The following is a 14,810-nucleotide window of genomic DNA, read 5'->3' on the forward strand; positions in this document are numbered from 1 at the left end:
CGCCACCTCCCGTTGCGCGGGAGAGCCAAATGGGCTCAAATCCGACCCCGAAAGCTCGACTCCACTGGATGGGTCAAGGGTCTAGTCGCATCATGCTGTGTCTGGCTCCGCCTATCTCAGTCGAAGGTCAATGAATTCCCGTGACGCGCATCCTGGTTGTAACGCATAAACCGCTCGCAAGCCTGACCAACGGGCATGATCTACGCGTGTGGCACTTGTGCCGCGAATTGGCGAAGCGGCATGAACTGTATCTTTTGACGGTAAACCTCAGTTCGACGGACGAATCTACCAGCAGCCTAGTTGGCTTGTCCGATGTCTTCAAAAAGATTGCGGAAACGCCGAAGTTCCCGGCTCACAGGCCCTCACTGAAGAGGCACTTCCGTCGAAATGATTCAGACTACTTCTCGCTCTCTTATCCGGATCACTTTTCAACGGTTACCAAAGCGATAGCTGGCTTCTGCGAAGAGAACAGTATCGATCACATGATTGTTTTCTGCCTCGTACTTGCAGAATTCGTCCGACCGTTTTCGAGCGAGAAGAAAATACTGTTCGATCTCATCGACAGCGAAGTGCTGACGTTGACCAGACAAATGCAGTTCTTTCCGCCATGGCCCGCGCAGCTGAGAACGCGTCTCGACGCGCGCCTGATGCTCGCGCGTCGCGCAAGGGCGGAGGCGTGTCTGCCCGTTTGGTTCGACCACGTCACCACAGTCAATGATGCCGATTCCGATACGGTTTGCAGGCTGTCCGGCAGAACCGCGAACGTGAGCACGGTACCGAACGGTGTCTCGCCCGACCTGATGGACGCATTCGACTCAAATGCGCGCGTCGCCAAGCGGAGGGGAGTGGCATTCTGGGGCAATCTCGCCTTCAAGCCAAACAGCGACGCGGTTCGCTTCTTCTATCAGGACGTCTATCGACCGTACCTGGCTCCCGCAGGAATTGAGTGGTGCGTGGTGGGCAAAGATGCGGAGGGGTGGCTTCTCGAGGAGGCACGGCGAGACGACGGCATTCGTCTCACTGGATTCGTCGATGATATCTGCTCAGTGCTCGCCGAGTACCCCATCATGGTGAACCCGATGCGAATTGGCAGCGGATTGAAGAACAAGGTACTTGAGGCGTTTGCCATGGGGCTGGCCGTTGTTTCTACGGGAGTGGGTATCGAAGCGCTTGGTATGGCGCGAGAAGGCGTCGATTACATGCGAGCCGACGAGCCCGAGAATGTCGCGGCTGCGATCAAGTTGCTCATTGAGGACGAAGGCCTTCGCTATTCCATGATCCTGAGCGCGCGAAAAGTCATGCTGGAGCATTACACCTGGAAAAAGGTCGCTTGTGACATGGATGCGCTCTTGAGCTCCGTGTGACTGAGGGGGCATTGATAGTTTATTGTCGGTTCAACCGCCCACGGTTCGACAATATGATGCATTGATTGGTCATACGAGATTGACCGGAAGTGGCTCAAGAGAGGTGAGGCGTGCGCAAGCCAATTGGCATCGGGCCCTTGTTCGCTTTGTGGGATTGTCGTCCTGTCCTGTGTTTCTGGAGTCCATCGGTGATTTCTGATCGTGTTCTCGGAACGTACGCAAACCTCAATTTGGGCGTTTGGTTGCTCACGCCGTCGCGAGGTCGCTGACCCATGGCATCCATATTGCGTCAAGGAATTGCGCTCTCGGCTGCACAGTACACCGAGCAAGTCATCATGCTGTTGACGCCGATCGTCCTGGTGCGAACGATTGGTCCCACCGCGTTTGGTGAATATCGGCTGTTCTGGCTGCTCGTAACGACGGTGGCCCTGTTGTTCTCCTTCAACATGCCCCGGAGCTTGCTCTTCTTCTTTGTCCGGCTGGATGCAGAGGGACGGCGGGTTTACGTCGGTCAGACGGTCCTGTTCCTGCTCGCCGCAACGATGGTTGCGGTGCTTCTGATTTTTTCCTTTCGTCACGTTCTTCCATCGGGCATGAAGGATCTGCTGCACGACCACGGGTTGTTGCTGGTGCTGTTCCTGTTCGTCTGGAATCTGGGCCTGTTGCTGGACGTGCTGCCCAACGCCGTGGGGCGAATCCGCTGGCAAGCGCAAGCAATCCTGGCTTCATCCGTGCTGAGAGCTGCGCTGATAATTTCCGCAGCCGTCGTTTTCCATCGATTTGAAGAAGTGTTAATCGCGGCTCTGATTGCTGCCAGCGTGCGCGTAGTACTTCTTGCCGTCTTCATTGCGCGCTACTGCGGCATTCGACTGTTTCCAATTGAGAAGGAGCGGTTCCGCGCGCAGCTCCGCTACGCCCTTCCGTTTGGTGTGGCCGGCCTGCTGTGGAGTGTGCGGAAACAGGCGGAGCTCTGGATTGTCGCGACGATGTTTTCGTCGGGCATGTTCGGCATTTTTTCAATCGCAACCATGCTCCTTATGCCGTTCGAAGTCTTGAGGGGCGGGCTGGGGAATTTGCTCTTGCCGAAGATGAGTCATTTCCATTCATTGGGTCGCCACGAAGACCTGTTACGGCTGAACAATCAGGGCAACGTGATCATTAGTGCGGTCATGTTCCCCGCTATTGCGGCATTGTTCGTCTTTGCGGAAGAAGTCATTCAGTTTCTGTTTACGAAGGAGTACGTGACTGGCGCGCCAGTGCTGCGCATCTATCTGATTCAGACATTGATCTCGACCGAGATTACCACCCTGCTCAATGTATTTGGACAGGGTTCGGCCAACATGCGCTATGAAGCTGCGATCCTTCCGTTTGCCGTGTTAACGAGCCTCGCCGGCGTCTGGTACTACGGTTTGCCAGGGGCGGCGATCGGGTCGGTACTCACAACCTTCGTTGTGTATGTTCTGTTTCTGAGAAGACTTTCAAAGGTCATGAACACTCCGATCGCGAAGTTGCAGGATTGGAAGAACCTTGGACTAATTCTGGTCGCTTCGGTGTTGGCGGCAATGCTGGTGCGGTTTTCGTTTGATCTGCTGCAAGCGCCGGTTCCAGTCGCTGCAGTGGTTGGTCCGGCTGCGGTTCTGGTGTGTTATGCGGCGATGTTGTTTGTGACCGGATACTATCGAACGCTGGCTGAGGTCCGGAGGGAATGGGGAGTTCTCGGGGCGTAACGGAAGGTGATCCGCATTGCGTGGGATTGCCTGAATATCAGCGCGAGGACGCGACGGCCAACGAAGTTCAGTGACGAGCCACGGCAGGAGCTCCACTCGTCAGTGGGCCTTCGGCTGGCCATCCGGCCAATCGTATTCGGTCGCGATACCGCGCATGATTTCGTTGGCCAGTTCTCCGCCTTGATCTCCGTTCGTCATGATGACAGCGCCATCTCCATTTTCAAACATCGTCATCAAGCTGACGAAGCCATCGTTGACGCCGGCATGTAAAATTCGTCGATGCGGGGCAACTCCCAGTACAATCGGACCAAGGCCGTAGTTGCCAAGGCCGGGTGTGAGCATTTGGAGAGCTGTAGCCCGGGACAGCACGGGAGCATCTCGACCGGTCCAGGCGCGGACCACACCGAGCGCAAAATGTGCAACGTCACTCGGTGTCGTCCACAATCCTGCGGCAGCCAGCTCGGGATAGACATGCGGGCCGCCGGGCACCGGCTCCCCGGTCGCTCGGTAGGGTGTCGCGGCCATTGGAGTGTCATTTTTGGGCAGCGGCTGCAGGAAACTGCTGTGGGTCATCTCGAACGGCTTGAGGACGAGGTCTTCAAGCAGCTTTGGAAACGGTGTGCCGGTCACGTCAATGAGCAGCTGTTGAACGATGGTATAGGCGCCGCTGGAGTACTCGAACCGTGTGCCGGGCTCGTGATCGACAACGACAGGCGCGGTATTGGCAGAGCCGCATCGTGCAAACCAATCGTGCGCTGACGGCTGGAACCGGTTTAGGTCGCGACACAACAGTGAGGCGCCATTGAGAACGTCGCTGAGTGACGGAATCGGTGCGCCTGCAGGATATCCCGGAAAATATGGAACGGTTATACCAGCCGAATGATTCAGCAGTCGTCGAAGTGTAACCTTCGATTGATCGGTGAACGAGTTGACAGGGAGCTTCCAGGTCTTAAGGGATAGATTCACGTCGCCATCGAGATCGAGCTTGGCGGCTTGAACCAATGCGAGCGCCGCTACGGCAGTAACCGGTTTGCTGATCGACGCTGCCTGGAACAAAGTGTCAGGCGTTACAGGCGGACCACCGATGGTGGCAACCCCGAACCCCCGAGCTTCGACTACGCCGCCGTGAACCACCGCGATGCTGACGCCCGGAACGTGCAGGTCGTTCATCCGATCAGCCAGGTTCATCGGAGGTGCGGCTGCGGTGTCAGCCCGCAGTCCATTCACGATACGCTGCATGCGCTGTTCAAAGTCGCCGCTGCTGCCCGGGGTCGCGCCGTTCTGTGCACGCGAAGCCGGGAGGGTTGCAATGCTTCCTATGACGACGAGCAACGTAATACGGCCGACGTTGAGAATCATCGACGGGGAGCTCCGCGGGCGGCCGGTGGATTGGACCATGCGAGGATTTCTAGCAAGACGGCGGCCCTTCCGGTAGGGACGTTGTCAACGGCTGAAGCCGCCGACTCTGCCGGTGCAATCCGCCGCCGCACGCTGCTTGTGCAGCTCGACAAGCCCTTTCCTGACGGCTGCAGAACTCTCTTTGGTCGGCGCATTCGGAGCCGGCTGGCCCGGCTTTTGCGGCGATCGAGAATGGGTAATCCGAAAGGGTCGAGCCGCGTATCGACCCAAAAGATTATGCTTGTGATCGCGAGAAACGGGGCGCACCAGGAGCAGTGTGCCTTCAATCGATTGAGTTCGAGCGATCCCGAGAGACGAGCCGAGCAGAGGGTGCAGTATATGACGGTCCTGATGCGCTTCTCCGAAGGTTTTGGGGGCGGCGTGGTTTTGAATGCAAGGAATTTTCTGACGGAAGGTGATGCGTTTACGCAAACACAGGAGGCGGCGTTCTTTGCCTCGATCCGGCTGCGGAACGGCACCTATAAGACCACCGATCATCATCGCCTTGATGATCTCAATAAGCTCGTTATCGATGAGTGGAAGAAACTTGGTAGCAAGCCGAGCCAGATCATGGACGTCGGCGTATCATCAGGAATCTCCTCCGTCGAATGGGCGGATGCCCTGACGCGCGCCGGCATCGAGGCGAATATCCTGGCGACAGATCTGTGCATGCGCGGGAGCCTCGTGCGCCTGTTGCCAGGATATGAGGTCCTTCTCGATCGCGATGGCAAAGTGCTTCAGCATATCGTTGCCGATCGTCCGGTGCGCTGGTACCTGAATGGTCCCCGAGATTTTCTCAAGGGCACCGGATTCGTGGTCGCCGCGCTGAACACACTTGCGGGTGTGCTGCTGCCCCTGACGAACACGCGGGAAGGGGTGAAAGATGTCCTTCTGGTGAACCCGCATGCCCGCGACGACGCGCGGTTGAGCTTTGCCGAGGATGACATTCTGGCGCCTAACCCTGCTCATCTACGCGGCCGGTTCAACGCGATCCGCGTGTCAAATCTGCTCAATCATGGCTATTTCAACGAAGCGCAGTTGCGCGGCGCGGTCGGCAACCTGAGGGACCGCCTGGTCGGTGCCGGTTCGTTCCTCATTGTGAATCGAACGCTTTTGAACGGCACCAATCACGGCACGCTCTTCCAGCTTAGCGGCGCAAACAGATTTGAGACGGTAGCCAAGCTTCGGGAGGGAAGTGAGATTGAGCGTATCGTATTGTCGGTTTGATACGGGACGATCGAGCCCCCCGGTGAAGGCAACGCTCGCCCCTTCGCTACACGAACCGAGAAGCTCTACGTCCCGAGTTCGCGGGTTAGGCGTCGCGGAGCTTCTCTTCATGGCGCGGTCCCATTAAGCACGAGGTGTCGGGTGCGTATTCTCTCGATGGATTTTTCCATCCCCTATCTGATGAAAGATGAGAACTACCCGATTGGTGGTTGGGCGATCGAGCTCGCAGTGTGGCTTCGTGCGCTCCAGAACGCCGGTCATGAGACCGCCGTCCTCACCTGGAAGGGGGCGCTGGAGCATGTAGGTTCCGGACAGCAGATCAAGCTCATCGAAACTTATGATCCTGCTCGTGGGATTCGGGTCGCGAAGTATTTCTATTCGTATATCCCGAAAGTATTGGCAGCCGCCCGCAGCTACCAGCCGGACATCCTGGTCCAGGGAGTATGCGGGATACATACCGCCATCATGGCGTTCGTCGCCGACCAACTGAAGGTTCCGTTCGTTTATCGCGTCGTAAGCGACATTGATGTCGATGAGCGTTGCAAGGCGCTCCTTCCGGCTCATGAATGGATATCGTACTCGTGGGCCCGGCATCGCACTGCCGGATTTCTCTGTCAGAATGAGTATCAGCGCGGAAAGTTGGCCGCGCTTTTTCCGGACAAGCCAATCCATGTCCTTCATAATCCGTTTGCGATAGCGGAGGACGCGGCCGCTCCTTTGCCGCGCGCCAAACGCGGATACGTCGCCTGGCTCGGTGTCTTCCGCTATCCGAAGAATCTGCCGTTACTTTTTCGGATCGCCAAGGCGTTGCCGGCCGTCAACTTTCGCGTGGCGGGGATGACGTCGCCCAATACCGATCAATCGACGCGGGATGCCTTGGATGGCTTGCGTCAGCTGCCGAACGTGGAATTGGTCGGTTACGTGCGGCGGGCCGACGTTCAACAGTTTTTATCAGAAGCGACAATGCTTCTGTGTACATCGGATTTCGAGGGCTTCTCAAACGCATTTCTGGAGGCGCTCGCTGTCGGCGCACCCATCGTGACGCGCCGGCATGTTGATCCGGACGCGATTGTCGAGCGTCATGCTCTCGGCGCCTCGGTTGAAGACGAGTTGATGCTTTCAAGATCTGTGAGTGAGATTTGGAACATGGCCGCGGGTGAATACGACACGCTCAGTCGGCGATGCCAGATCTATGTGAAGGCAAATCATTCCCCGATGGTGAAGACTCACGAGCTGATGTCGGCTTTGACACCTCTTGTCGCCAAGTCGAGGCACTTGGGCGGCGTCAACAAGCGAGACAAGGGTCCCATCGGCACCACTGCCATGTAGCGTGAACCGCCGGCGAGGCAGACTCGCTGGCCGCTGGGCTTCGCGCCGCGATGCTAGCTGATCATGCATTCTTCCCGAGCCGACGCCTAGCGGTAGTCCTTATTTTCCTTCGATCAAGCCCCTCGATAAATTGCATCGAGATTTGAATGGGTTACGCTGGCGTATGACTGCCATTTTGCGGCGGTCGCGGGACCGAATAGGGATGGGCAATGAGAATAGTTTTACCCCTCATCTTTGCGTTGACTGGAAGTGTGGCGGAAACCTCCAATGGATCGACATCGAGCATCGCCAATGCAGGTGGTCAGAGAACGCTGTTGGCTGAGGGCCCGTCCGCCGAGGCCTACAGTGCTGCCGGCACCGATGGGAATACAGCAACCAGCAGAGCGGCTGCTTCGTCGATCAACTCATTCTCCGGTAAGCCGCGAACCCGCTTTCGGATCGGCGACGTGAGCTACGGCGTTCACGTTGCAGACCAGAACTATAGTCTGACCAATCCCGACCCCCAAACCCTGCGCTTCGAGGTCCGCAAGGGCGACCATGCTTGGTACGACAGCGCGTCCGTGGATCGTTCCGAGATCAATTCCACGGTGACCTATCCTGCCGCCACGCCCATCACGCTCAGCTACCAGCTCATGGTGGAGCCGAACGGCAGCAACGGGGCGCTCGTCAACAGCGCGACCGGTTGGTTCATCGTCGGACAGTGGCACAACGACGATGACGCCTCGGGCGTCGGAACCTCTCCTCCGGTCGCGCTGAACCTGCAGGGCGATCGCCTGCAGGTGCTCGTACGCTACTGTCCACCGGGCAAGAACCCGAGCAACGGCGCAGGCTTCGTCGTCACCAAGACACTCTGGACCGACCCCAACCCGATCGTGACCGGCAAGTATCACGACGTGAAAGTGCAGGCCCAATTCTCGAACGACACGACCGGCTACCTGAAGGTCTGGATCGATGGGGCACCGGTCGTGAATTACAGCGGGCCCCTGGGTTTTGGGGTCGGCACCAATTGGGAGTTCGGAATCTATCGGTCGTCGGCGCCCGAGACCGTTGCCGTCAACTACCGAAATGTGATGATAACGACCGGGTCGTTAACGCCTGTATCGTCGGAGCGACCGTGACCCACGGTGCGCAACGTCACCGGCCACCTGATAACGGGAATTCGGCGTCTGCTGAAATACGAAGGGATAGGTTGCTATCCTCATTTGTCTCTCAGTTTGAATACTCTTTCATAAGCCGTCAAAAGCTTCGTCGATGCATGATGCCAGGCGAGTTCGCCACCAATTCGTTCGCGACCGAATGCGCCCATGGCTTCGCGCCGCGCCGGATCTTCCAAAAGCTCCAGTATCTTGTCGCCGAACTCGGCGGTGTCCGCATTCGGCACGTACAGCGATGCGTCTCCCGCCGAAAAGCGGCCTTCTGTGAGGTCGAATTGGACGATCGGCTTGCCCAACGTCATGTACTCCATGATCTTGTGCATCGTCGATATGTCGTTCATGGAGCTGGGGCGGTCCGGATTCACACAGACGTCGGCCGTGGATAGGATGGTGAATAGCGTGTCGTCATCGACACGGCCGGTGAACGTGACCACGTCGTCCAGTCCGAGCGCCATCGCAAGCGTCTTGAGCTCCTCCAGTTCCCGTCCGCCTCCGACGATCACGAACTGGATGTCATCGCGGTTCCGTGTCGCGCGGATGTGCTTGATTGAATCCAACAACAGGTCGAGTCCCTCCTGTCGCGCGATAACACCGACATATCCGACAAGATACTTTCGTCCCTTCTTCCAGGCAGGGTCCGGTGGAAGTGAGCGAACGCGGGAGACGTTCGGAGCGGAGCGCACGACGAACACACGATCCGGACTCATTCGGCCCCGATCAATCGCAATGGTGCGATACGATTGGTTGGTCGCGATCGATACGTCCGACAGCGCGAATGTGACGCGTTCAAGTAGAACCATGACGCGCCAAAGAAAGCCACGGCGTCCAAATTTCGCCTCGTAGAGTTCGGGATTAACGTCGTGGTGATCGAAAACAAACGACTTCCCGAACAGAAATTTATGAAATGCACCGACGATGAAGATGAGATCGGGGGGATTGCACGCGTGGATGACGTCAAATCCTCGCGTTGCCAGAACTTTCAGGCTCAGCACGAATTCCCAGAACAACGCCACGCTGTACTCTATGACGTAACCCAGCACCCCGCGACCTTCCGCAGGCATCCAATGGCGATAGACTGCGATTCCCTCGAGCATCTCAAACGAGGCCGGCGCGCCCGGTCCCTTGGGACAAATCACGGACACCTCGTAGCCATGCCGCGCTAACGTGGTCGCTTCCGCCCACACTCGGACATCGAACGGGACTGGAAGATTTTCGACGATGATCAGGACCCGGCCGCGAACCGAGCCAACGCCCGCTTGCTCGGATTCGTGCACAACGATGTCGTCATGAGAGAGTGTTGACATCAATGACCCGTTTTGCATTCAGCGCCATTTGCTTCGCCCACCCTCGGGTATCGATGACGAGGTCGAATAGTTCCGATTCGGCGGCGGACTTTGCGATCAGCAATTTGCGAAGGGCGGGCAAATTGGCGAACGCATAGCCAAGGTTCTGCCCCAGCAGTTTCGAGGGCTCGACGTGCGGATCGTAGATCGACAGGCCGATGTGCAAGCGAAGGAATTTGCGAGCCAGGTCGATATTGGGACTTTCGCGAAGATCGTCGCTGTTCTCCTTGAAGGCGAGTCCCAGCATCAGTACGCGTCCGCCGGGCGGGACCGCTTTCAGGCAATTCTCAAACAGGAAATTCTTGTGCTCGTCATTCGATCTGAGCACCGAATCCACGAGCCAGGTATGCGCCCCGACATCGCTTGCGATGTATTGGAGCGCGCGAACGTCCTTGGGCAGGCAGGAGCCGCCGAATGCGCCGCCCGGCCGCAAATAGTACGGTGAAACGTTGAGTTTGGTGTCAGACACGAAAATCTTGTGAACGGTGGCCGCGCTGATGCCGAGCTTGTCGCAGACGCGACCCACTTCGTTGGCAAAGGCAATCTTGACTGCGTGGAACGAGTTGTCGACGAATTTCGTCATCTCGGCCGTACGATAGGTGGTGTAGAAGACAGGCGCCGCGATGCCCGCGTTCAACTCGTCAAGGACCGGGCACCGTTCCCCATCCTTTGTTCCGACCACGATCTTCGGCGGATTGAAGAAGTCTTCGATCGCCACCGACTCGCGCAGGAACTCGGGGTTATAGACGACGTCGACGAGCTCCATCCTGCCGTTCAATGCGCTTTCGAAAATCGGGAGAACCAGATCCTCGATGGTGCCGGGCCGCATCGTGGAACGAAACACGACGGTTAGCGCCGTCGTGCGAGTGGGACCGATCAGGTCTGCGATCTGATGGGACACTTCAGCGACGAAGCTCATGTTGTGAGATCCGTCCGGCGCGCTGGGCGTTCCCACGCACACGATGGCCAACGTGCAGCCGTCGAGATGCCCGCTCGCGTCCTTTGTCGCGCTCAGCAAGCGCTTTCGAACGGCGGATTCTATGAGTTGATCGAGGCCGGGTTCCGTAATTGGAGATTTGCCCGCGTTGACGATCGCGACTTTTTCATCGCTGATGTCGACGCCGATGATTTCGTGTCCTTGCCTTGCGAGGCAAGCCGCCGCCGTCATGCCTACGTAACCGAGTCCGAACACCGCTATTTTCATCTTGATCCATCACGCGCATCAGGTTGCACCGGCAACACTGGCGGCTGTTTAGGGGTTGTCTGCAAGGTCGACGGCTTCATTCAGAGATAGTCTTCGGGCAGGCACTCCGAGAGCGCGTTACGCGTCCGCAACGCCTGCCAAAGTGCAGCCCGATTGTATTCGTTCAGGCTTGCGGAGCCTGGACTTTTTCGGGCTACCTATTCCGGTTTCGGCAAGCGAAGGCGCACCGAAGGGGCGCTATCCGATCCGTTGATGATCGAACGCGAGAGCCGCTGTGGTTCAGTCCGCGCCGCGGCGGACAGGCCGGTCGAGGCAGACCGCTGACAGGGTTGTTAGGGGCGAGCGGCGGGGGCCGCCCTTGCTCGCAGCTTCTTGACAGAGGCGATGTGTCTGGGCCGAAGCGGCTTGATCACGTCGCTTTGGTTTGTCTCCGGCTACGCGCGAGAACGAAGCAGGTGACCGTAATTGTCACGAAGTTCAGATAGATATCGCCGAATGGCCACCCCGAACCGGTATCGGATCGATTCCGCGGCGGGCGAACCAAGCAACTGTTCGCGATAGATGCACCGAATATCCGCCGAGCCGCCGGACGGGACATCGACCATTACGTGAACATATCCGTCGATGTACTCGTACGCGATGAGGCCTTGGTTGACTTCAACACCCCTTAGGGAAGCGACCTGTGGTTCGCGCTTCATGACGCAGATCCGTCGCGTCGTGGCCCCGTCGTTCTCGAAGACAAGTCGCTCGGCAAGCATCTTTACCAGGATTGTATCGCCGTCGGGTCGAAGGCCGTAGCTGCGGCGAACGGCGTCCTCGAGAGGTCGCCAGCAGAGTTTCCACTGCAAGGATGCGAGAAGCCGGAGGAATGCCGCCAGTTCGCTACCCCGGCCGCGGAGAAGGTCGTGATGACCGGCAATGAAGCACGGCTTGCCCAGGAGGCCATCAAACGCGAAGTTTTCGATGCCGTGATGAATGTATCGTCGGGTAAAGATTGGGAAGCTCCCATACCGGACGATGGCGACACTCCAGAGATCGGCGAGTGTGGTTTCGTTCAAGGCATCATTGGCCGGTGAGACCTCGGTGTTCACGGCCGCGGTGAAGCCGTTCCGCTTGAGCGCCGAGGCGGCCTCGGGCGAGAATGCCCCTTGCGGGAAAACCATCACGTTCTCGTAGTCAAGCGCGGTGTTCCGGCGAAGGGCCTGCATCCGCGTTCTGGCGGTTTTCAGCTTTCTGTCGAGCAGCTCAGGCGAGCGGGCTGCGAACTCACCTCCAGTGTGATCGCAGCCGTGCACGCAGACAGACAATTTGCCGCTGCTTTCCCGAAAGGCGGCAACGGTGTCGCGGTCTGTTCGTCTCCAATTCCATGGAATGAAGGCAATGGTCGTTGCGAATGTCAACTTGTCCGCAAGCTGCAGCAGGTCATCAAAATCGAGGAGACCGTACCGTGGCCACAGAGGCGGATCGTCAATGATCAGGCAAGCGCTTGTTTCGGCGGCCGTCAAGCAGACGTCGCGGAACGCCCACTTCAGATACATCACGATTGGCACCGCGCCGGCGAAACGCTTTTTCACATCAAAGTAGGTTGCGGTGCGTTCGCGAATGTCCACCATCGTCAGCGAAGAGTCGGCAAAAAAGCGGACGCCGGAATTGGTGAACCCGGCGAACAATTGTCCGTCGGGTGCTCCGACGATGCTTTGTAACTGGCTGTTGCGGATGACGAGCGCGGCATCGGCGGCGCCGCGCTCCACTTCGATCCGCAGCCCCGACATTGGGCCGCACATTTCCGGAAAAGCATCGGTGACCGATACGGTCATTGGCTGCGGATTGGAGCCGCGAACTTCCGCCTCGGGGTCTCCCGTGATTTGGCGCAGGAGAGCCTGGCAAGGATCCGTCGCCCCAAATCCATAGACGAAGATCGAAGCGGCGGCCGCCATCCAGGTCGGAAGTGCCTCCGTCTTGCAGTGCTGCAGGACTTCGGCGAGGCAGGGCGCGGAGGTCAGGATGGAGAATTGCTGATGACCTGCTGTCAGCGCGGCCACATTGTCCCCGCGCGCTTCGTCCGCTGTCAGCGCCGTCCAGGGAATTTCAAAGAGATCAAGAATTTCCGTCAGGTTGCGATCGTTGGTCGATGGAGTGTTGCCGCGAAGCAGAAGTGCGATCGAAGTGCCTTTGGCCATGGCGTCGGCGTTTCATCCGTGGGTTATGCCTCATCTGATGGTAAGGCCGCCAGGCCTCCTGCAGATTGTTCGTGACCTCGCGCCTGTGCGCCTCTTTTGAGGAAGCCTATACGATGAATGGCGGAGTTTCCACCATGGGTCGGATGCGCAATGGTAGTCCCGGCCTAACCAATCTGCGGTAGGCGATGTGGCGGGCTTATCGACATCAGACGAGGCCGCTCGCAGTCGGCGATTTGTAAATCCGGCGGTCGGCGTGATCCCCAATCGGCGGCACTAACATTCCGCGAGAGCGCTGCTTTGCCGCCATGCGATGCGTCGGGTTGCCGCAAAGGAATTGCCGACGGTAGGCACGCGAGGAGGTGTGACGGGAGGATGACCGCGTGATGTTGATCCCTGTCCGAGCAGGCCAGTATGGCAAGTCAAAAAAGGTCATTGATTACAATATGGTGCCCGGATTTTTGACGCGCCGGGTCCGGCCATTGCACTGCGTGTGGAGCGCCTAGGTGTCCCGCGCAAAGGCGGGGGTACCCCCGATGGGCGTGAGGCATAACCCGTGTTCTACAGCGGGGCGCGCGCCCAACCCGCTATCCTGATTGGACGCACGCTAAGGCCTTCAATTAGGGAGCCAACATGGCGAGATAACCGTGCTCATGAGGATACTGATTTTCACCATTGCTTTCCTCTGGCGTGATTGTGGCAAACATGTCGAAACAATTTTATTCCAAACTCGCTCCTGGCATTATTGATAGCCAGAACAAGACCGGCAGCGCGGGAATTGAGTCCGCAAAGGCCGGCCCATCGCTCGCCGTCATCGGTTGCGGCTACTGGGGCGCCAAACACATCCGTGTTGGGCACGATATCGGCGCAACGGTGTCGATGGCCGCCGACATGCGGTCCGACAGACTGGAATACGTGAAATCACAGTATCCCTCTGTCGCGGTTTCGCGTGACTTCGATGCGGTCCTGAATAACTCGTCGGTCGACGGGGTGATTATCGCCACCCCCGCCGTGACGCACTTTGAGCTGGCGCGGGCGGCGCTCAAGGCCGGAAAGCACGCACTCGTCGAGAAGCCGTTGGCCATGACGAGCGCGCATTGCCGCGAACTGATCGCGATCGCCGAAGAACGGAATCGCGTGCTGATGGTCGGGCACACGTTCGAGTACCATCCGGCAGTGGGTGTGATGCGCCAGATGATCCGGAGCGGCGCTCTCGGCGAACTCTACTACATCGATTCGCGGCGCCTGAACCTCGGTCTCTACCGGCCCGACGCCAACGTCCTGTGGGACCTGGCACCGCATGACCTCTCGATCATCTTCTTCCTGCTCGAGGAGGTCGCGCACAACATCGGCGCTTGGGGTTGCGCGCACGTTCTGCCTGACGTCGAGGATGTTGTTTACGCCAAGTTGGGCTTCAAGAGCGGGCCGACCGCCCATGTGCACGTTTCGTGGTTGGACCCCGTCAAGGTGCGCCAGATCACGGTCGTCGGAAGCGATGCGATGCTGGTGTTCGACGACGTGGAGCCGTCCGAGAAAGTTCGCGTTTACCAGAAGCGCTTCAGGCCGCGGATCAACGGCGACTCCTACGCCGACTTCCAGTCAGCCTATCATCATGGCGATGTTCATATCCCCGCGATATCCAGCAGCGAACCGTTGAAGCTCGAGTTGCTCGACTTCGTCAACGCAATCAAGACCGGAACGCAGCCCGTTGCGAACGGAGCGCATGGCTTGCGCGTCGTCGAAGCGCTCGAAGCTGCGTCGGAGTGTCTACGGCTCAACCAGGAGCACCGCGGCAACGGAACACATCAACCGGCGTTTCTGCGGCGGAACGCGTCGGCGGGGGCTGCCGAAATTGTCGTTAGATGAAGCCTTGCGATGGAAGGCGAG

10 protein-coding genes are annotated in these 14,810 nt (G+C 58.4%); 6 read left to right on the forward strand and 4 right to left on the reverse strand.

The window, feature by feature from the left end; translation table 11 throughout:
- Positions 1-140: 140 nt before the first annotated feature.
- Positions 141-1,364 (forward strand): glycosyltransferase family 4 protein, encoded by a 1,224-nt coding sequence (locus tag ACE103_RS16395; protein ID WP_375780270.1) that lies wholly within the window; start codon positions 141-143, stop codon positions 1,362-1,364.
- 272 nt (positions 1,365-1,636) lie between these two features.
- A complete protein-coding gene (locus ACE103_RS16400; protein WP_375780271.1) occupies positions 1,637-3,091 on the forward strand; it encodes a lipopolysaccharide biosynthesis protein in 1,455 nt (484 codons plus the stop codon).
- 99 nt (positions 3,092-3,190) lie between these two features.
- Here ACE103_RS16400 and ACE103_RS16405 read toward each other — a convergent pair whose 3' ends face one another.
- Positions 3,191-4,450, reverse strand: coding sequence for a serine hydrolase domain-containing protein (locus ACE103_RS16405; protein WP_375780272.1), 1,260 nt, complete (start codon positions 4,448-4,450; stop codon positions 3,191-3,193).
- Positions 4,451-4,681: 231 nt separating this feature from the next.
- Here ACE103_RS16405 and ACE103_RS16410 point away from each other — a divergent pair, with 231 nt between their 5' ends.
- The 3 genes from ACE103_RS16410 to ACE103_RS16420 all read left to right on the forward strand — a co-directional run bounded on the left by ACE103_RS16410 (position 4,682) and on the right by ACE103_RS16420 (position 8,163).
- Positions 4,682-5,716 carry a hypothetical protein gene (locus ACE103_RS16410; protein WP_375780273.1) on the forward strand — a complete coding sequence of 345 codons (1,035 nt, stop codon included), beginning with the start codon at positions 4,682-4,684 and terminating at the stop codon, positions 5,714-5,716.
- A 141-nt stretch (positions 5,717-5,857) separates the two neighbouring features.
- Positions 5,858-7,045 (forward strand): glycosyltransferase family 4 protein, encoded by a 1,188-nt coding sequence (locus tag ACE103_RS16415; RefSeq protein WP_375780274.1) that lies wholly within the window; start codon positions 5,858-5,860, stop codon positions 7,043-7,045.
- A gap of 251 nt (positions 7,046-7,296) precedes the next feature.
- Entirely contained in the window at positions 7,297-8,163 is an 867-nt protein-coding gene (locus tag ACE103_RS16420; RefSeq protein WP_375780275.1) for a heparin lyase I family protein, read from the forward strand.
- An 80-nt stretch (positions 8,164-8,243) separates the two neighbouring features.
- Here ACE103_RS16420 and ACE103_RS16425 read toward each other — a convergent pair whose 3' ends face one another.
- The 3 genes from ACE103_RS16425 to ACE103_RS16435 all read right to left on the reverse strand — a co-directional run bounded on the left by ACE103_RS16425 (position 8,244) and on the right by ACE103_RS16435 (position 12,926).
- Positions 8,244-9,503: a glycosyltransferase family 4 protein gene (locus ACE103_RS16425; protein WP_375780276.1), complete on the reverse strand. Its 1,260-nt coding sequence runs from the start codon at positions 9,501-9,503 to the stop codon at positions 8,244-8,246.
- On the reverse strand, positions 9,484-10,746 hold the full coding sequence (locus ACE103_RS16430) for a nucleotide sugar dehydrogenase (RefSeq protein WP_223973903.1): 1,263 nt from the start codon (positions 10,744-10,746) through the stop codon (positions 9,484-9,486). The genes ACE103_RS16425 and ACE103_RS16430 overlap by 20 nt, the downstream gene beginning before the upstream one ends.
- Positions 10,747-11,180: 434 nt before the next feature.
- Positions 11,181-12,926 (reverse strand): hypothetical protein, encoded by a 1,746-nt coding sequence (locus tag ACE103_RS16435; protein WP_375780277.1) that lies wholly within the window; start codon positions 12,924-12,926, stop codon positions 11,181-11,183.
- A 702-nt stretch (positions 12,927-13,628) separates the two neighbouring features.
- Here ACE103_RS16435 and ACE103_RS16440 point away from each other — a divergent pair.
- A complete protein-coding gene (locus ACE103_RS16440; protein ID WP_223973891.1) occupies positions 13,629-14,789 on the forward strand; it encodes a Gfo/Idh/MocA family protein in 1,161 nt (386 codons plus the stop codon).
- The last annotated feature ends 21 nt before the right edge of the window (positions 14,790-14,810 follow it).

This window comes from Bradyrhizobium sp. ma5 (assembly GCF_042258955.1).
Taxonomy (GTDB): domain Bacteria; phylum Pseudomonadota; class Alphaproteobacteria; order Rhizobiales; family Xanthobacteraceae; genus Bradyrhizobium.

Bases quoted from the DNA above. Each gene is read 5' to 3' on its own strand.
- ACE103_RS16400 (WP_375780271.1), top strand. From the start codon at position 1,637: ATGGCATCCATATTGCGTCAAGGAATTGCGCTCTCGGCTGCACAGTAC.
- ACE103_RS16405 (WP_375780272.1), bottom strand. From the start codon at position 4,450: ATGATTCTCAACGTCGGCCGTATTACGTTGCTCGTCGTCATAGGAAGC.
- ACE103_RS16410 (WP_375780273.1), top strand. From the start codon at position 4,682: ATGGGTAATCCGAAAGGGTCGAGCCGCGTATCGACCCAAAAGATTATG.
- ACE103_RS16425 (WP_375780276.1), bottom strand. From the start codon at position 9,503: ATGTCAACACTCTCTCATGACGACATCGTTGTGCACGAATCCGAGCAA.
- ACE103_RS16430 (WP_223973903.1), bottom strand. From the start codon at position 10,746: ATGAAAATAGCGGTGTTCGGACTCGGTTACGTAGGCATGACGGCGGCG.
- ACE103_RS16435 (WP_375780277.1), bottom strand. From the start codon at position 12,926: ATGGCCAAAGGCACTTCGATCGCACTTCTGCTTCGCGGCAACACTCCA.
- ACE103_RS16440 (WP_223973891.1), top strand. From the start codon at position 13,629: ATGTCGAAACAATTTTATTCCAAACTCGCTCCTGGCATTATTGATAGC.